Source organism: Rhodanobacter sp. FW101-FHT13A11, assembly GCF_058790335.1.
In genome coordinates, this window is the sequence record NZ_JBYTCN010000008.1 from 25974 (window position 1) to 42708 (window position 16735).

The following is a 16735-nucleotide window of genomic DNA, read 5'->3' on the forward strand; positions in this document are numbered from 1 at the left end:
ACCACAGGAAAGGACGTGATCCCATGAATGCACTCGCCAGCAAATTTGCCCTGGTGTCGGCGATGGCCGCAGGCCTGGCCCTCGCCGGCTGCGCCACCGGCCCCTACGGCAACAACGGCAATTACGATCGCGGCTATCAGGGCTCGTCGCAGGGTGGCTACGGCTATGGCGACCGGAACGTCCGCTGCCAGGCTTGCGGCGTGGTGCAGGAGGTGCAGCAGGTCAACATCGATGGCAACGGCAACGGCGGCACGCTGGGCGCGATCATCGGTGCGGTTGCCGGCGGCGTGCTCGGCAACCAGGTCGGCAAGGGCGACGGCCGCAAGGCCGCCACCGTGGTGGGTGCGGTTGCCGGCGGCGTGGTCGGCAACCAGATCGGCAAGCGCAATGACGGCGGCGGTGTCGCATGGCGCATCGTGGTGAGGCTGGACAATGGCCAGTACGCCACGGTGACCCAACGCGAGAATCCGGGTGTCCGCAACGGTGACTATGTCGAGGTACGTGGCGACCACGTCTATCCACGCTGAGTGAAGACGTCTGGACGTCTGGATGTCCAAACGGAAAAGGCCCTCGAAAGAGGGCCTTTTTTATTTCGACGCCAGTGCGAAGATCAGTTCACGGCGTAGAACGCATGTTCGCCGATCGTCACGCTGGGCCGGTTGTGCGACCACGCCGGTGCGATCGCGGTCGTGGCGAAATGATCCGCGTGCGGCACCAGCATGCGCCGCTGCGCGATCGGCAGCTGCCAGTTGCGCAGCGACGTGCCGGCCACTTGCCATGCCTTGTTGAAGGCTTCCAGGTTGTTGACCTCGAACGAGCCCGGCGTGGTGGTGATCGCGAACTGGTGCGGCGCCGTGACCACCTTGCACACGGTGTTGCCCCAGCGGCCGCGATCGAGCCGGCGCATCGCGACCTCGGCCACGGCCAGTTGCCCATTGAGGGGTTCGCTGCGTGCTTCCAGGTAGACCGTGGTGGCCAGGCAGGCCTGGTCGGCGACGGGCTGGGGCATCAGGGACGTCAACCACAACAGCATGGAAAGTTTCATGGTTCTGCCTCCAACGTGCTGTACGCGCGAAGCCGGATTGCAGCTTCATGCGCCGTTGCGGTGGACGGGCGGGCAGGCCGTTCCACCTGGATCTACCGCCATGGCCGAAACTTGTGGCCACGGCGTTTTGCCACGGGATTGTGGCGGTCGAGCGGCGGATTCGATGCCGATCGGGATTGGGGTGTCGGGCGTTGCGCGGCCGCATCGGCCGTGTTGCCATCGACTGCTGCGCACTCGTTTGGCTGCGAGGCGGTGTTCCATCCGGCGCTGCTTCTGCCGGGTCGCGCCGATTCGGATTCATCCGGTTCGTCGCGCGTATCGGCACCCCGTATTCCGGATGCCGCGATATTCGATCGGCGGAGCCTAGTGGCGGAATTTTCCGCTGGCAAGTGCCGGGGCGGCGAAGTTTAACTGACGCTCACGATACGTTGACAAGTGTCGTCGCTAAAAACCGATGCATCACGCAGGCATCACGCGATCATCATTCATGCCGGCCACGAGGCGACGAGTTGCAGCGTGATGCCGTCGCCGAATACAAGTGCGCGCCCGCCGCCGGCATGTGCAGCAACGTCGTCGTTCAACACGACGAGCGCTTCGATGACGTCGTCCGCAACGACGGCGTCGATTACGCAACCGGCATCGCGGTCTTCGCCGCGCAGGACATCGCCGGCCTCCATCGCTTGCGACAATCTGACGCGGTGCAGGTGCCGCTTGTGCCCGCCGCGAAAGTGCAATCGCGCGACGATCTCCTGGCCGGGGTAGCAACCCTTGTCGATGGCGACGGCGTGCAGGCGATGCAGCGACAGGGCTGGCGGCAGCAGTTGATCGAGCAGCCGCGCGGGCAGCCAGGGCCAGCCCGCGCGCAGTTGCGGCAGGCGCCATGCGTCGTCGCCGATGCCGGAGGTGGTAATGCGCAGACTGTACGTGTCGCAGCCGAGCGACATGGTTTCGCCATCGTCCATGACGGTGTGCAGCGGCAGTGCCGGGCCAGTCGCGAGAGTGCGCGACGGCAATGCCGTCACGCTGAGTTTCGAGCGGAACACGAAGCGACGCAGCGCATCGGCCATCACCGTGGCGACGCCTCCGCGCAGCAGCAGCAGGTAGCGATCGTCGGCGAGCCGGGCCAGGTGGAACAGTGCGCGCACGCGTCCTTGCGGATCGAGCCATGCACCGAATTGCCACTGGCCGGTGGCGAGCGAGCTGACCACGCTGCTGAACTGGGCATGGGCAAAAGCCGTCGCGTCGGGGCCTTCGATCAGCAGGGTTTCGGCGGGATGATGTGTCGGCATGAGACTGGCGGAGTTGGGGGCAAGCGGGGCAAGCCACAAGTGGCGACATCGTGATGCAGCGACGCCGAAGCGTGGCGCATGGTTGTACTGCACTGCCGCAAGTATTAACCTTTGGCGGCTTAAGAAAACCATGTCCGATACCTCCTCTCCAGCCGAATCCACACCAGTTTCCGTTCCGGCGGAAACGACTGCCGTGCCTGTGGGCCCGGCAGCGGACAAGGCATCGGGGGAGCGGCCGGCTCCCGATCCCACGCGTTATGGTGATTGGGAAAAGAACGGGCGCTGTATCGACTTCTGAACGACCGCGCGGCGCACGTCGCCGTTGCGTATCAGGACAGGGGAAGGTGCGGCATGGGCATCAGCGATTCCACACAGGATAGCCGCCATGGCAGATACGCAACGACCGCTCTCCCCGCACCTGCAGGTATACAGGTGGCAGATACAGATGGTGACTTCCATCTTGCATCGCGCCACCGGCGTCGCCCTTGCCGTGGGCACGCTGCTGGTGGTCTGGGGGATTCTGGCGCTGGCCTCCGGCGAGGCGGCCTTCGAGCAATTCAAGACCTGCACCGGCAGCCCGGTCGGCCTCATCCTGCTGGCGGGCTGGAGCTGGGCGCTCAGCTATCACCTGTGCAACGGCATCCGCCATCTGGTGCAGGACACCGGCGCGGGCTACGCGATTCCCCAGTTCGTGCGTTCGAGCTGGTTGTCGGTGATCGGCAGCATCGTGCTGACGGTCGCCATCTGGGCCTGCGTACTGATCCATGGAGGTGCGGCATGAACCTGCGCGCGGGTACCGACGACGTGCGCAGCCAGCTGCGCCACCCGATGAAGCATGCGCGTGGCCTGGGCTCGGCGCAGCATGGCGTGGATCACTGGTGGACGCAGCGCGTCACCGCCGCCGCGCTGATCGCGCTCGGCCTGTGGTTCGTGGTCACCGTGCTCTCCCTGCTGCATGCCGACTACGCCACGGCGAAGGCCATGGTGGCCAGGCCGTGGAATGCGCTGCTGCTGATTCTGTTTGTGGTCACCGCGTTCTGGCATGCCGTGCTCGGCTTGCAGGTGGTGATCGAGGATTACGTGCACACCCGCTGGAAGGAAGTGGTGCTGCTGGTGGCGATCAAGTTCCTCGCGGTGCTGGGTGCGCTCGCAGGCGTGCTGGCCGTGCTGCGCATCGCATTGGGAGTCTGAAACCGTGGAAAGCTACAAGATCCAGCAGCACAAGTACGATGTGGTGGTGGTCGGCGCCGGCGGCGCTGGCCTGCGCGCCACCTTCGGCCTCGCCGAGAAGGGCCTGAAGGCTGCCTGCGTCACCAAGGTGTTCCCCACCCGCTCGCATACCGTGGCGGCGCAGGGCGGCATCGCCGCCGCGCTTGGCAACATGGGCGAGGACGACTGGCGCTTCCACTTCTACGACACCGTGAAGGGCGGCGACTGGCTGGGCGACCAGGACGCGATCGAGTACATGTGCAAGAACGCGCCGCAATCGGTGATCGAGCTCGAGCACTACGGCGTGCCGTTCTCGCGCACCGAGGACGGCCACATTTACCAGCGTCCGTTCGGCGGCATGACCACGCACTACGGCAAGGGCACCGCGCAGCGCACCTGTGCCGCCGCCGACCGCACCGGCCACGCCATCCTGCATACGCTGTACCAGCAGGCGCTGGCGCATGACGCCGCCTTCTTCGTGGAGTATTTCGCCACCGACCTGATCTTCGACGAGGAAGGCGTCTGCCGCGGCGTGCTGGCTCTGGACATGAACGAGGGCACGCTGCACGTCTTCCGCGGCCAGGCCGTGGTGCTGGCCACCGGCGGCTACGGCCGCGCCTACTTCAGCGCAACTTCCGCGCATACCTGCACCGGCGACGGCGGCGGCATGGTGCTGCGCGCGGGCCTGGCGCTGCAGGATCTGGAGTTCGTGCAGTTCCATCCCACCGGCATCTACGGCGCGGGCTGCCTGATCACCGAGGGCGTGCGCGGCGAGGGCGGCTACCTCACCAACTCCAAGGGCGAGCGCTTCATGGAGCGTTACGCACCCAGCGCGAAGGACCTGGCCTCGCGCGACGTGGTCAGCCGCGCCATCACCATCGAGATCCGCGAAGGCCGCGGCGTGGGCGAACACAAGGACCATGCCTTCCTCAACCTGATGCATCTCGGTCCGGAAGTGATCCACGAGCGCCTGCCGGGCATCGCCGAGTCGGCGCGCATCTTCGCCGGCGTGGACGTGACCAAGGAACCGATCCCGATCCTGCCCACCGTGCACTACAACATGGGCGGCATCCCCACCAACTACCACGGCGAAGTGGTGCAGAAGAAGGGCGACGACGTCGACGCCGTGGTGCCGGGCCTGTTCGCCATCGGCGAGGCAGCCTGCGTGTCGGTGCACGGCGGCAACCGCCTGGGCTCCAACTCGCTGCTCGACCTGGTGGTGTTCGGTCGCGCGGTGGCGCACCGCTGTGCCGAACTCATCAAGCCGGGCGCCGCGCACAAGGACCTGCCGGCCAGCGCGCTGGACAAGGCGCTGGCCCGCTTCGACGGCCTGCGCCACGCCAATGGCGAGCTGCCCACCGCGCAGATCCGTCTCGACATGCAGCGCACCATGCAGGCCGATGCCGCGGTGTTCCGTACCGGCGAGACGCTGAAGGAAGGCTGCGGGAAGATCGACGCCGTGCACGCCTCGTTCAAGCAGGTGCGCGTCAGCGACCGCTCGATGGTGTGGAACTCCGACCTGGTCGAGACGCTGGAACTGGCCAACCTGCTCGACCAGGCCGTAGGCACCATGCACTCGGCCGAACAGCGTCCGGAGAGCCGCGGCGCCCACGCGCGCGAGGACTTCCCCGAGCGCAACGACGCCGAATGGATGAAGCACACGCTGGTGAAGGTGGACGAGAACGGCAAGACCAGCTTCGACTATCGTCCGGTGCACATGTTCACCCTCTCCGACGAGGTCGAGGTGGTGCCGCCGAAGAAGCGCGTGTATTGAGCAAGAGCCGGGATCGGGGATGCGGGATGCGGCACAGCCGGCTCCCGCACCGCGTTGACCGTATCCCGAATCCCGTATCCCGAATCCCGGACGTAAAACCATGGGCGAGTTCAGCTTACCGAAAAATTCCAAGATCCAGCCGGGCAAGCACTGGCCGGCGAAGGACGCGAAGAAGCCGCGTACCTTCCGGATCTATCGCTGGAGTCCGGACGACGACCAGAACCCGCGCATCGACACCTACGAGGTCGACCTGGCCGCGTGCGGCCCGATGGTTCTGGACGCGCTGCTGAAGATCAAGAACGAGATCGACCCCACGCTGACCCTGCGCCGTTCCTGCCGCGAGGGCATCTGCGGCTCGTGCGCGATGAACATCGACGGCACCAACACGCTGGCCTGCATCTGCGCCATCGACAAGGCGGCCTCGGGCGACGTGAAGATCTACCCGTTGCCGCACATGCCGGTAGTGAAGGATCTGGTGCCCGACCTCACCCATTTCTACGCCCAGTACGCATCGATCAAGCCGTGGATCCGCACGCAGAGTGCGGTGCCCGACAAGGAGCGCCTGCAGTCGCCGGAAGACCGCAAGAAGCTCGACGGCCTGTACGAGTGCATCCTGTGCGCCTGCTGCTCCACCAGCTGCCCCAGCTACTGGTGGAACGGCGACAAGTACCTCGGCCCGGCGATCCTGCTGCAGGCCCACCGCTGGATCGTCGACAGCCGCGACGAAGCCACCGGCGAGCGCCTGGACGACCTGGAAGACCCGTTCAAGCTGTACCGCTGCCACACCATCATGAACTGCACGCGCACTTGCCCGAAGGGACTGAACCCGGCCAAGGCGATCGCGGAGATCAAGAAGCTGATGGTGGAGCGGCGTTCCGCGTAAGCCGCGTCGTCGCGAAGCGGCGACACCGTGTTCCTTCTCCCTCCGGGGAGAAGGTGCCCGCAGGGCGGATGAGGGGCGGGTGCTCGCGGGAAAGATAGTCGAAGCTTTCTTTCCGGCGCAGGTATGCCGCAAGATTGACCCCTCACCTCAATCCTCTCCCCGGCGGGGAGAGGAGGCAAAGGAGGCGCTACGCGCGCTTTGATCTTATGGACGCTGCACGCATCAAGCGCCTGCGCTGGCGCACCCGCCGCGGTACCCGCGAGCTGGACGCGCTGTTCGGCGGCTGGCTGGATGACTGTTTTGCCGGTGCGGGCGAAGCGCAGCGGCAGGCGTTCGACGAACTGCTCGACGTGCAGGACCCGGACCTGTGGGACTGGGTGATGGGCCATGCACGCCCCGGGCGGGCGGACTGGCAGGCGATCATCGATGACATCCGCGCCCGCCATCGGCTTTGAGTACCGGCCGTCGCGGTGGCTGCGGCGGGCCCTGGTCCTGGTCGCCGCGCTGGCGGTGCTGGCGGTGGCGCTGAGCGCGCTGCCCGCGTGGCTGAAGCTGCTGCTGGCGGTGGCCGTGGCGCTGGCGACCTGGCGCCGGTTGCGCCGGCTCGCCGCGGATCCCGTCACGGCCGCCGGCTGGGGTGCCGACGGCGCCTGGACGCTGCACCTGCGCAGCCACGAGGACGTACCGGCCACGCTGGCCTCGTTCCGGGTGTACGGCGTGTTCTTCGTGCTGCTGCGCCTGCGCACGGCGGAGCAGGGCGCGCAGGCATTGCTGCTGGTGCCGGACAACAGCGACGCGGACATCCGCCGTCGCCTGCGCATGCGCCTGGCGACCGTGCAGCCCGGCGAGGCCGTGCCGCGCCTTTGACCGGGCGGCAACTTCAACGCTCCAGCGCGGTCCGAACGAATACCTGATAATGCCCGTCCGGGCGGCCCGCCCTGCGATCCCCACAAGCGACCCGCCCATGTTCCGACCGCTCGAACTCTTCATCGGCCTGCGCTACACCCGCGCCAAGCGGCGCAACCAGTTCATCTCCTTCATCTCCACCGTGTCGATCGTGTGCATCGCGATCAGCGTGGTCGCGCTGATCACGGTGATGTCGGTGATGAACGGTTTCGACTACCAGATGCGCTCGCGCATCCTCGGCGCGATCTCGCATGCCACCGTCTCCGGCGTCGGCCAGAGCGTGCAGGACTGGCCGCGCGCATTGCAGGTCGCCGAGGCGAACCCGCACGTGCTCGGTGCCGCGCCTTACGTGGAGAGCGAGGCAATGCTGCTGGCGCGGCGCTCCAGCGGCGCGCTGGTGCGCGGCATCGAGCCGGCGCAGGAGCCGAAGGTCGTCGACATCGACAAGCACATGATCGAGGGCAAGCTCGGCGAACTGACACCGGGCAGCTGGAACATCGTGCTGGGCCGCGAGCTGGCGATGACGCTCGGCGTGGCCGTCGGCGACCGCGTCACCATGGCCGTGCAGCAGCTGCGCGCCACGCCGATGGGCAGCGTGCCGCGCATGCGCAGCTTCCACGTGGTGGGCACGTTCGAACTGGGCATGGAGCAGTTCGATTCCGGCCTGGCCCTGGTCAACATGGGCGATGCCGAGAAGCTCAACGACCTCGACGGCCCCACCGGCATCCGCCTCAAGCTCGACGACCTGTTCAACGCCCGTCCGGTCGCGCGCGAGCTGGCCGACCAGCTGGGCCAGGTCTACCGGGTGCAGACCTGGATGGACACCAACGCGAACCTGTTCGCCGCGCTGTCGATGGAAAAGATGGTGATGTTCATCATCCTGTCGCTGATCATCCTGGTCGCGGTGATCAACCTGATCTCGATGCTGATGATGCTGGTCACCGACAAGCAGGCCGACATCGCGATCCTGCGCACGCTCGGCGCCACCCCGCGCAGCATCATGGGCATGTTCATGGTGCAGGGCGTGCTGGTGGGTTTCGTAGGGATCGGTTTCGGCGTGGGCTTCGGCTCGCTGCTGTCGTGGAAACTGCCGGGCATCATCAAGTGGATCGAGCACACTTTCCACGTCACCTTCCTGTCGCCGGACGTCTACTACATCAGCGAGGTGCCGAGCCGCCTGCTGTGGAGCGACGTGGGCTGGACCGCGCTCCTGACCTTCGCGTTCTCGCTGCTGGCCACCCTCTACCCCGCGTGGCGCGCCTCGCGCACGCAACCGGCGCAGGCGCTGCGCTATGAATAAGGCCGTCATGAACCCAACGACCGAAAACGTGCTGCGCGCCAGCCACGTCGCCAAGACCTACGACGAGGGCGGCCTGCGCACCGACGTGCTGAGCGACGTCAGCTTCACCCTGAAGCGGGGCGAGACGATGGCGATCGTCGGCGCTTCCGGTTCGGGCAAGAGCACCCTGCTGCACATCATCGGCGGGCTGGACACGCTGACCGCCGGCGAGGTGGAAGTCGACGGCCGCGTGCTGTCGAAGCTGTCCGACGCCGAGCGCGGCCGCGTGCGCAACCGCTCGCTCGGCTTCATCTACCAGTTCCACCACCTGCTGCCCGAGTTCACCGCGCTGGAGAACGTGTGCATGCCGCTGCTGATCCGCGGCACGGCGATCGCCGAGGCGCAGCAGCAAGCCGTTGCCCTGCTGGAGCGGGTGGGCCTGGGCAGGCGCACGCACCACAAGCCGTCCGAGCTGTCCGGTGGCGAGCGCCAGCGCTGCGCGGTGGCCCGCGCGCTGGTCACGCGACCGGCCTGCGTGCTCGGCGACGAGCCCACCGGCAACCTCGACGAGGGCAATGCCGCGCAGGTCTACGCGCTGATGCTGGAACTCAACCGCGAGATCGGCACCAGCTTCGTGCTGGTCACCCACGACCCGCACCTGGCGGCGAAGATGGACCGCACCCTGGTGCTGCACAACGGTGCGCTGCAGGAAAGCCCGAAGGCCTGAACCCCGCGGGCGAATCCCGCGCTGGTGCGGGCGATGGCGGATGCCGGCGTCCGCCTACGCGTTTTTCATCCGCATCGCCGCCGCCGGGGCGCTAGGCTCGGGGCTCTTCCAGGATGGACGGGCGGGCGGCATGAGGCGATTGACGGCGACCACCGCGGCCGTGGCCCTGCTGGCCGGCGTGCTGCTGGTGCAATGGTTGCCGCAGTTGCCGCCGCGCTGGTGCCTGGGCCTGCCGTTGCCGATCATCGTCCTGCTGGCTTGGCGCTGCCCGCGCTGGCGCTGGCTCGCCTGGTTGCTGTGCGGCATCGTGTGGGCGGCGTGGCGCGGCGGCCTGGCGATGGAGGCGCGGTTGCCGCCGGCGCAGGAGGGGCGCGATCTCGCCGTCGTCGGCACCATCGCCGACCTGCCGTTGGCGCACCCGGATGCCAGCCGCTTCACGTTGCACGTCGAACGGGCCACCGCGGACGGCGAGCCGGTCGCGTTGCGCGGCCGCGTCACCGTGACCTGGTACGAGGACGCGCCGGCGTTGCCGCCGTGCAGCCGCTGGCGCCTGCAGCTGCGCCTGAGGCGGCCGCGTGGGCTGATCGACCCCGGCGGCGCCGACAGCGAACGTTCGGCGCTGGAGCGCGGCATCGTCGCCACCGGCTATGTGCGCGACGATCCCGACAACGCGCCGCTCGACGGCGCGCCCTGGTGCGTCGACGGCGTGCGCGACGCGGTGGCCCGCGGCATCGCGGCGCGCGTGCCCGACCGCCGCGACGCGGCCCTGCTGCAGGCGTTCGCGGTGGGCGACACGCGCGGGCTGCAGCCGCACGACTGGGCGGTGGCGCGCGCGAACGGGGTCTCGCACCTGATCGCGATCTCCGGCTTCCACGTCGGCGTGGCGGCGGTGTTCGGCGTATGGCTGGCGTTGCTGGTCTACGCGTTGTGGCCGCGGCTGGGCCTGTGGCTGCCGCGGCCGCAGGCGCAAGCCGCGGCGGCGTTGCTGGTGGCCGGCGCGTACAGCGCGCTGGCCGGGTTCGGGCTGCCGACCGTGCGTACGCTGCTGATGATCGCGGTGGTGGCGCTGGCGCGCTGCGGCCGGCGCGCCGGCAGCGGCCCGCAGTCGCTGGCGCTGGCGATGATCGCGATCCTGCTGGCCGATCCGCTGGCGGTGCTGGCGGCGGGGTTCTGGCTGTCGTTCGTGGGCGTGGCGTTCCTGATGCTCTGCCTGCAGTCGCGCGGCCGCGGCCTGCGCGCGTTCCTGCACGAGCTGTCTGCCGGGCAACTGGTGATGACGGTGTCGCTGCTGCCGCTGACCCTGTGGTTCTTCGGCCAGGCCTCGCTGGTGGGCGCGCTGTCGAACCTGGTCGCGGTGCCGGTGGTCAGCTTCGTGATCGTGCCGTCGACCCTGGCCGGCATGCTGATGCTGGGACTGTGCCCGCCGCTGGCCGGGCCGGTGCTGTGGCTGGCAGCGTGGATCGTGCATGCGCAATGGTGGCTGCTGGAGCACCTGGCGACCTGGCCCGGCGCGAACTGGTACCTGCCTGCGGTGCAGTTGCATGCGCTCGCGCTGGCCCTGTTCGGCGCAGTGTGGCTGTTCCTGCCGCGCGGCGTGCCGCTGCGCTGGCTCGGGCTGCTGCTGTTCCTGCCGTTGCTGTGGCCGCCGAACCCGCGGCCGCCGGAGGGAGCGTTCCAGGCCTGGGTGCTGGATGTGGGGCAGGGCCTGTCGGTACTGCTGCGCACCCGCGGGCATGCCCTGGTCTATGACGCCGGCGCGCGCTACCCGTCGGGCTTCGACTTGGGCGAGGCGGTGGTGTTGCCGTCGATCCACGCGCTGGGCATCGCGCGGCTGGACATGCTGATGATCAGTCACGGCGACAACGACCACGCCGGCGGTGCCGGGGCGGTGGCCGGCGCGTTTCCGCGGGCGCAACGCTACGCGGGCGAGCCGTCGCGGATGCGCATGCCGACGCAGCAGTGCGAAGCCGGCCAGGCCTGGCAATGGGACGGCGTGCATTTCCGGGTGCTGGGGCCGGTCCCCGGCGAGGGCGACCGCAACAACGACAGTTCCTGCGTGCTGCTGGTCGAGGGGCGCGGCGGACGCCTGCTGCTGGCCGGCGACATCAGCACGGCGACCGAACCCCGGGTCGCGGCGGCGCTGGGCCCCGGTCCGCGGCCGGTATTGCTGGTGCCGCATCACGGCAGCAAGACCTCGTCCGGAGCGGCCTTCATCGCGGCGCTGCAGCCGCCGCTGGCGGTGGTGTCGGCGGGCTGGCGCAACCGCTTCGGCCATCCGAAACCGGAGGTGCTGGCACGCTATGCCGACGCCCGCGTGCCGGTATTCAATACGGCGGAACTGGGCGCCATCCCGCTGGATTTCCCCGCCGATGCTCCGCCGCGGCGCGATGCCGGCTGGCGCCAGCGCCGGCCGCGCTACTGGCGCGAATGAGGAATGCCACGCCTGCCGCAGTACGGGCCGGCGGGACTGCTATGATGCGCGCTTCCTGTCAGGTAGCGCGTCCGGGGTCGAAAAGTGCTGGAGATTCTGATGGCTGGCGGGTGGGCGATGGTGCCCATCCTGATCTGTTCGGCGATTGCCCTGGCGATCGTGCTGGAGCGTTGCTGGACCTTGCGCCGCAAGTCCGTGCTGCCGCCGGGGCTGGGCGAGGAAGTACGCGAATGGGCGCGTTCCGGCCAGCTCGACCCGGGCCATCTCGACACCCTGGCCAACGGCTCGCCGCTGGGCGAGCTGCTGGCCTCCGCCCTGGTCGTGCGCCGGCAGTCGCGCGACCTGATCAAGGAGCGCATCGAGGATACCGGCCGGCATGTCGTCCACCGGATGGAGCGCTATCTCAACACGCTGGGCACGATCGCGCTGATCGGCCCGCTGCTGGGCCTGTTCGGCACCGTGATCGGCCTGATCCGCATGTTCATGGAAGTGATGGCCGGCGGCATCGGCGACCCGGCCAAGATGGCCGGCGGCATCGGCGAGGCATTGATCTGCACCGCGTCGGGCCTGACCGTGGCGATCCCGGCCTATGTGCTGCACCGCTACTTCCGCTCGCGCGTGGCCGGCTACCGCGTGGAGATGGAGAAGCAGGCCACGGCCCTGCTCGACGACCTGACCCTGTCCCCCGCGGCGGCGGTACCGGCGCGCCCGCGGCGCACGCCGGCGCCGTCCGTGCCGGGCGCAGGCTGAGCGCACCCATGCGTATCGGCAACGACCGCCGCGGCGACGACTTCGAGATCAACGTGATCCCGTTGATCGACGTGCTGCTGACCCTGCTGATGTTCTTCGTGCTGACCAGCACGTTCGTGCAGCACTCGCGCCTGCAGGTGACCCTGCCGCAGGCGAGCACGCAGGATCGCGACATGAACGCCCCGGCGCTGACCGTGATGATCGACCGCGACGGCCGTTTCTTCGTGGGCAGCGACGAGGTGATGGGCGAGGGCATCGAGGCGCTGAAGCAGACCATCGCGCGCAACGCGGGCGACGACCGCGAGCGCCAGGTGACGATCCGCGCCGACGCGAACACGCCGCACCAGGACGTGGTCACCGCGATGGACGCGTTGGGCCAGCTCGGCTTCACCCGGCTGTCGATCGCCACCACGCCGAGCAAGCCGGGCCGGGGCAAATGAATGGCGGGAAGGTCGCCGTGTGGGACGCGCAGACCTGGCGCGTCTACACGCGGTTGCTCGGCTACACGAAACGCTATTGGCTGATGGGGCTGATCGCCCTGGTCGGCATGGTTCTGGATGGCGGCGCACTGGCGGCCTTCACCCAGAAGCTGAAGCCGATGATCGACGACCTGTTCGCGAAGAAGGATGCCTACCTGATTTTCTGGATGCCGATCTGGATCGTCGGCATCTTCGCGGTGCGCGGCATCGGCACCTTCGTCAGCAGCTACGGCATCGCCTACATCGGGCGCAACGTGGTGCAGGCGATGCAGCGCGACGTGTTCGCCGCCTACCTGCGGCTGCCGGCGACGTTCTTCGGCAATGAGCCGTCGGGACAGCAGATCTCGCGCGTCACCTACACCAGCGAGCAGGTGGCCTCGGCGTCCACCGATGCGGTGAAGATCATGGTGACCGAAGGCGTCACGGTCATCGGCATGCTGTACGTGATGCTGAGCAACAGCGCCTACCTGTCCATGGCCCTGCTGGTGATGGTGCCCGCCATTGCCTTCATCGCCACCATGGTGAGCCGCCGCTATCGCCTGATCAGCCGACGCATCCAGGGCATGATGGGGTCGATCACCGGCGCGGTGGACGAGTCGGTCAATGCCCACCACGAAGTGCGCGTCTACGGCGGGCAGCAACACGAGGCTGCCCGTTTCGACGAGGTGACCCACCGTGCCCGTCGGCTCAACCTGAAGATCGCCGCCACCAATGCGACCGCCAGCACCGCCATCCAGTCCGTCGCCGCGGTCGCCCTGGCGGTGCTGGTGTTCCTGGCGACGCGGCCCGACGTGATCGCGAACATTTCCCCCGGCGTGTTCGTCACCGTGCTGACGGCGATGGGGGCGTTGATGCCCTCGCTGAAGCGGCTTGCGAACGTGCAGGCGAACATCCAGCGCGGCGTATCCGCGGCCGAGGACCTGTTCGAGGTCATCGACATGCCGCCGGAAGTCGACCGCGGCACCCGCGAGCTGGTCCGCACGCGCGGCGACCTGCGCTTCGAGGATGTGCGGCTGACTTATCCGCGCAACGATTTCGAGGCCCTGCGCGGGGTCGACCTGGCCTGCGCGCCGGGCACGGTGACCGCGCTGGTCGGGCGTTCCGGCAGCGGCAAGAGCAGCCTGGTCAGCCTGTTGCCGCGCTTCTACGAGCCGAGTGCCGGCTGCATCGCGCTGGACGGCGAGGACTACCGCGACTACACGCTGGCCTCGTTGCGCCGGCAGATCGCCTGGGTCGGGCAGGGCGTGGTGCTGTTCGACGACACCGTGGCGAACAACATCGCCTACGGCGAACTGGCCGGCGCCAGCGAGGCGGAAATCGTGGCCGCCGCCGAGGCGGCCAACGCGATGGAGTTCATCGCGCGCATGCCGCAAGGCATCCATACCCAGGTCGGGCAAAGCGGCAACATGCTGTCCGGCGGCCAGCGCCAGCGCATCGCGATTGCCCGCGCGATCCTGAAGAACGCGCCGATCCTGGTGCTGGACGAGGCCACCAGCGCACTCGATACCGAGTCGGAACAGCTGATCCAGCAGGCCCTGCAGCGCCTGATGCGCGACCGCACCACGCTGGTGATCGCGCACCGCCTGTCCACCGTCGAGGGCGCCGACCAGATCGCGGTGATGGACCAGGGCCGCATCATCGAGCGCGGCAACCACGCCGAGCTGATCGCGCTGGGCGGGCAGTACGCCGCGCTGTACCGCATGCAGTTCCACGACCACGCGGCCGAGCAGGCCGGCGACTGAGGGAGCTTCCATGGCGCTGATCGACACGCTCGAATCAGCCTGGTACGGCGGCGGCCGGGCACCGTGGTGGACGCGGCCGCTGGCGGCGCTGTACGGCGGCGCGGCGCGTCTGCGCCGCGCGCTCTATCAAGCCGGCTGGTTGCGCAGCGTGCGCCTGCCGGTGCCCGTCGTGGTGATCGGCAACCTCAGCGTGGGCGGCACCGGCAAGACGCCGCTGACGATCGCCGTGGTCGAAGCCCTGCGCGAACGCGGTTACCGGCCCGGCGTGGTCGGCCGCGGCTACGGCGGCAGCCGGCGCGAACCGCTGCTGCTCGGCGATGCGCCGGATCCCGCGCAGGTCGGCGACGAACCGTGCCTGATCCGCGCCGGCGGCGTGCCGGTGGCGGTGGGGCGCGACCGCCCGGCCGCGGCGCGGCTGCTGCTCGATGCCGGCTGCGACGTGCTGGTCGCCGACGACGGCCTGCAGCACTACCGCCTGGCGCGCGACGTGGAAATCTGCGTGATCGACGGCGTGCGCCGCTTCGGCAACTGCCGGTTGCTTCCGGCCGGGCCGTTGCGCGAGCCGCTGGCCCGGCTGCAGCGCGTCGACCTGCGCGTGTGCAATGGCGGCCCGGCCGGGGCGGGCGAATACCCGATGCAGCTGCGCGGCGGCGAAACGGTGGCCCTGGCCGATGGCCGGCAGCAGGCGTTGGCGGACTTCAGCGGCCGGCGTGTCCACGCGGTGGCGGCCATCGGCAACCCGCGGCGTTTCTTCGACAGCCTGCGCGTCGCCGGCATCGAGGTCGTCGAGCACGCGTTCGCCGACCACCACGGTTTCGTCCCGGTGGACCTGGATTTCGCGGACGGCCTGCCGGTGCTGATGACCGACAAGGATGCGGTCAAATGCCGGCGCTTCGCCCAGGCGAACTGGTGGCGGGTGCCGGTCCGCGCCGAACTGCCGGCGGCGTTCTTCGCTGCGCTGGCCGAGCGGATCGCGGCCTCATACCGCGGCTGATTCACCGCCGATCCAGATTTCCCGTACCAACGGGCCGCCGGTCCAGTAGCACAGCTCGGCGGGCTGGCGCGCGTTCCACATCGCCAGGTCGGCGCGCTGGCCGACGGCCAGCGTGCCGCGGTCGTGCAGGCCCAGCGCGCGGGCGGCGTTGACGGTGATGCCGCGCAACGCTTCCTCCGGAGTCAGCCGGAACAGCGTGCAGGCCATGCCGGCGGCCAGCCGCAGCGACAGCAGCGGCGAGGTGCCGGGGTTGCAGTCGGTGGCGATCGCGATCGGCACGCCGTGTTCGCGCAGCGCCGCCACCGGCGGCAGCCGCGTTTCGCGCAACGCGTAGAACGCGCCGGGCAGCAGCACGGCGACGGTGCCGGCCTGCGCCATCGCCGCGATGCCGGATTCGCCGAGGTGTTCCAGGTGGTCCGCGGAGAGTCCGCCGTATTCGGCGACCAGCGCCGCGCCACCGAGATCGGACAACTGCTCCGCATGCAGCTTCACCGGCAGGCCGAGCTGTTTCGCGCGCTCGAACACGCGGCGGGTTTCCTCGCGGCTGAAGCCGATGCCTTCGCAGAACGCGTCGACCGCATCGACCAGGCCCTCGGCGGCGAGCGCCGGCAGCATGGCGTCGCAGACCAGCGCCACGTAATCGTCGCGCCGGTCCCGGTATTCCGGCGGCAACGCATGCAGGCCGAGGAAGCTGGTGCGCACGCCGAGCCCCAGCTCGCGACCGAGCCGGCGCGCCACGCGCAGCATGCGGCGCTCGGTCTCCAGCTCCAGTCCGTAGCCGGATTTGATCTCCAGCGTGGTGACGCCGTCGGCTAGCAACGCCTGGGCGCGCGGCAGCGATTGCGCGAACAACTGTTCCTCGCTGGCGGCGCGGGTGGCGTTGACGCTGGAGACGATGCCGCCACCGGCGCGGGCGATCTCCTCGTAGCTGGCGCCGTTCAGGCGCAGCTCGAACTCCTGCGCGCGGTCGCCGCCGAACACCAGGTGGGTATGGCAGTCGACCAGTCCCGGCGTGACCAGGGCGCCGTCCAGCGACTCGACCGTGGCGGCGAGCGCGCCGGGGGCGTCCGGCAGCGCGTCCATGCGTCCGACCCAGGCGATGCGGCCGTGATGCAGCGCGATCGCGCCGTGCCCGATCAGTCCGTACGGCGCGTCGCCGGCGAACGTGGCCAGGGTGGCATTCAGCAGCAGTCGATCCCAGTGGGTCTCGCTCATGTCGGTACCGAT

General features: G+C 69.0%; 18 protein-coding genes. 15 read left to right on the forward strand and 3 right to left on the reverse strand.

Going from position 1 to position 16735, the window contains the following annotated elements:
* The first annotated feature begins 23 nt into the window (after positions 1-23).
* Positions 24-527: an outer membrane lipoprotein gene (locus tag AC3WRN_RS10325; RefSeq protein ID WP_492622888.1), complete on the forward strand. Its 504-nt coding sequence runs from the start codon at positions 24-26 to the stop codon at positions 525-527.
* 83 nt (positions 528-610) lie between these two features.
* On the opposite strand, the gene AC3WRN_RS10330 is transcribed toward AC3WRN_RS10325, so the two are convergent.
* Together AC3WRN_RS10330 and ygfZ are read right to left on the reverse strand one after the other, a co-directional pair.
* Positions 611-1045 carry a cell wall hydrolase gene (locus AC3WRN_RS10330; protein WP_492622889.1) on the reverse strand — a complete coding sequence of 145 codons (435 nt, stop codon included), beginning with the start codon at positions 1043-1045 and terminating at the stop codon, positions 611-613.
* A 485-nt stretch (positions 1046-1530) separates the two neighbouring features.
* Positions 1531-2334, reverse strand: a complete 804-nt coding sequence (gene ygfZ / locus AC3WRN_RS10335) for a CAF17-like 4Fe-4S cluster assembly/insertion protein YgfZ (protein WP_492622890.1) — start codon at positions 2332-2334, stop codon at positions 1531-1533.
* Between the two features lie 130 nt (positions 2335-2464).
* On the opposite strand from ygfZ, the gene AC3WRN_RS10340 reads away from it, so the two are divergent.
* The 14 genes from AC3WRN_RS10340 (at position 2465) to lpxK (ending at position 15508) form a co-directional block, all read left to right on the forward strand.
* Entirely contained in the window at positions 2465-2632 is a 168-nt protein-coding gene (locus tag AC3WRN_RS10340) for a DUF1674 domain-containing protein (protein ID WP_082823549.1), read from the forward strand.
* Positions 2633-2719: 87 nt separating this feature from the next.
* Complete coding sequence (sdhC, locus tag AC3WRN_RS10345; RefSeq protein WP_068095744.1) at positions 2720-3115, forward strand: succinate dehydrogenase, cytochrome b556 subunit; 396 nt, start codon at positions 2720-2722, stop codon at positions 3113-3115.
* The gene (sdhD, locus tag AC3WRN_RS10350; protein ID WP_068095745.1) at positions 3112-3525 is read left to right on the forward strand and encodes a succinate dehydrogenase, hydrophobic membrane anchor protein; all 414 of its coding nucleotides are present in this window, start codon (positions 3112-3114) and stop codon (positions 3523-3525) included. Before sdhC ends, sdhD begins: the two co-directional genes overlap by 4 nt.
* Positions 3526-3529: 4 nt before the next feature.
* Positions 3530-5317: a succinate dehydrogenase flavoprotein subunit gene (gene sdhA / locus AC3WRN_RS10355; protein ID WP_068095746.1), complete on the forward strand. Its 1788-nt coding sequence runs from the start codon at positions 3530-3532 to the stop codon at positions 5315-5317.
* 100 nt (positions 5318-5417) lie between these two features.
* The gene (locus AC3WRN_RS10360; RefSeq protein WP_068095748.1) at positions 5418-6200 is read left to right on the forward strand and encodes a succinate dehydrogenase iron-sulfur subunit; all 783 of its coding nucleotides are present in this window, start codon (positions 5418-5420) and stop codon (positions 6198-6200) included.
* A 206-nt stretch (positions 6201-6406) separates the two neighbouring features.
* Positions 6407-6655 carry an FAD assembly factor SdhE gene (locus AC3WRN_RS10365; RefSeq protein ID WP_492622891.1) on the forward strand — a complete coding sequence of 83 codons (249 nt, stop codon included), beginning with the start codon at positions 6407-6409 and terminating at the stop codon, positions 6653-6655.
* Positions 6627-7067 carry a protein YgfX gene (locus AC3WRN_RS10370; protein ID WP_068095752.1) on the forward strand — a complete coding sequence of 147 codons (441 nt, stop codon included), beginning with the start codon at positions 6627-6629 and terminating at the stop codon, positions 7065-7067. The genes AC3WRN_RS10365 and AC3WRN_RS10370 overlap by 29 nt, the downstream gene beginning before the upstream one ends.
* Before the next feature lie 97 nt (positions 7068-7164).
* Positions 7165-8406, forward strand: a complete 1242-nt coding sequence (locus AC3WRN_RS10375; protein WP_068095753.1) for a lipoprotein-releasing ABC transporter permease subunit — start codon at positions 7165-7167, stop codon at positions 8404-8406.
* A 7-nt stretch (positions 8407-8413) separates the two neighbouring features.
* The gene (lolD, locus tag AC3WRN_RS10380) at positions 8414-9112 is read left to right on the forward strand and encodes a lipoprotein-releasing ABC transporter ATP-binding protein LolD (RefSeq protein WP_492622892.1); all 699 of its coding nucleotides are present in this window, start codon (positions 8414-8416) and stop codon (positions 9110-9112) included.
* A gap of 130 nt (positions 9113-9242) precedes the next feature.
* Entirely contained in the window at positions 9243-11543 is a 2301-nt protein-coding gene (locus AC3WRN_RS10385; protein WP_492622893.1) for a DNA internalization-related competence protein ComEC/Rec2, read from the forward strand.
* 99 nt (positions 11544-11642) lie between these two features.
* Positions 11643-12293: a MotA/TolQ/ExbB proton channel family protein gene (locus tag AC3WRN_RS10390; protein WP_068095755.1), complete on the forward strand. Its 651-nt coding sequence runs from the start codon at positions 11643-11645 to the stop codon at positions 12291-12293.
* A gap of 8 nt (positions 12294-12301) precedes the next feature.
* Positions 12302-12733, forward strand: a complete 432-nt coding sequence (locus tag AC3WRN_RS10395) for an ExbD/TolR family protein (RefSeq protein ID WP_068095758.1) — start codon at positions 12302-12304, stop codon at positions 12731-12733.
* Positions 12730-14514 (forward strand): lipid A export permease/ATP-binding protein MsbA, encoded by a 1785-nt coding sequence (gene msbA, locus AC3WRN_RS10400; RefSeq protein WP_492622894.1) that lies wholly within the window; start codon positions 12730-12732, stop codon positions 14512-14514. Before AC3WRN_RS10395 ends, msbA begins: the two co-directional genes overlap by 4 nt.
* Before the next feature lie 10 nt (positions 14515-14524).
* A complete protein-coding gene (gene lpxK, locus AC3WRN_RS10405; protein ID WP_492622895.1) occupies positions 14525-15508 on the forward strand; it encodes a tetraacyldisaccharide 4'-kinase in 984 nt (327 codons plus the stop codon).
* Here the strand turns inward: lpxK and hutI are convergent.
* The gene (gene hutI, locus AC3WRN_RS10410; RefSeq protein ID WP_492622896.1) at positions 15494-16723 is read right to left on the reverse strand and encodes an imidazolonepropionase; all 1230 of its coding nucleotides are present in this window, start codon (positions 16721-16723) and stop codon (positions 15494-15496) included. The genes lpxK and hutI overlap by 15 nt on opposite strands.
* Between the last annotated feature and the right edge of the window lie 12 nt (positions 16724-16735).

Coding starts and splice junctions, on each gene's coding strand:
- msbA (WP_492622894.1), top strand. CDS start 12,730: ATGAATGGCGGGAAGGTCGCCGTGTGGGACGCGCAGACCTGGCGCGTC.
- AC3WRN_RS10395 (WP_068095758.1), top strand. CDS start 12,302: ATGCGTATCGGCAACGACCGCCGCGGCGACGACTTCGAGATCAACGTG.
- AC3WRN_RS10370 (WP_068095752.1), top strand. CDS start 6,627: ATGACATCCGCGCCCGCCATCGGCTTTGAGTACCGGCCGTCGCGGTGG.
- ygfZ (WP_492622890.1), bottom strand. CDS start 2,334: ATGCCGACACATCATCCCGCCGAAACCCTGCTGATCGAAGGCCCCGAC.
- hutI (WP_492622896.1), bottom strand. CDS start 16,723: ATGAGCGAGACCCACTGGGATCGACTGCTGCTGAATGCCACCCTGGCC.
- AC3WRN_RS10365 (WP_492622891.1), top strand. CDS start 6,407: ATGGACGCTGCACGCATCAAGCGCCTGCGCTGGCGCACCCGCCGCGGT.
- AC3WRN_RS10385 (WP_492622893.1), top strand. CDS start 9,243: ATGAGGCGATTGACGGCGACCACCGCGGCCGTGGCCCTGCTGGCCGGC.
- lpxK (WP_492622895.1), top strand. CDS start 14,525: ATGGCGCTGATCGACACGCTCGAATCAGCCTGGTACGGCGGCGGCCGG.
- sdhD (WP_068095745.1), top strand. CDS start 3,112: ATGAACCTGCGCGCGGGTACCGACGACGTGCGCAGCCAGCTGCGCCAC.
- lolD (WP_492622892.1), top strand. CDS start 8,414: ATGAACCCAACGACCGAAAACGTGCTGCGCGCCAGCCACGTCGCCAAG.
- sdhC (WP_068095744.1), top strand. CDS start 2,720: ATGGCAGATACGCAACGACCGCTCTCCCCGCACCTGCAGGTATACAGG.
- AC3WRN_RS10340 (WP_082823549.1), top strand. CDS start 2,465: ATGTCCGATACCTCCTCTCCAGCCGAATCCACACCAGTTTCCGTTCCG.
- AC3WRN_RS10375 (WP_068095753.1), top strand. CDS start 7,165: ATGTTCCGACCGCTCGAACTCTTCATCGGCCTGCGCTACACCCGCGCC.
- AC3WRN_RS10330 (WP_492622889.1), bottom strand. CDS start 1,045: ATGAAACTTTCCATGCTGTTGTGGTTGACGTCCCTGATGCCCCAGCCC.
- AC3WRN_RS10390 (WP_068095755.1), top strand. CDS start 11,643: ATGGCTGGCGGGTGGGCGATGGTGCCCATCCTGATCTGTTCGGCGATT.
- AC3WRN_RS10360 (WP_068095748.1), top strand. CDS start 5,418: ATGGGCGAGTTCAGCTTACCGAAAAATTCCAAGATCCAGCCGGGCAAG.
- AC3WRN_RS10325 (WP_492622888.1), top strand. CDS start 24: ATGAATGCACTCGCCAGCAAATTTGCCCTGGTGTCGGCGATGGCCGCA.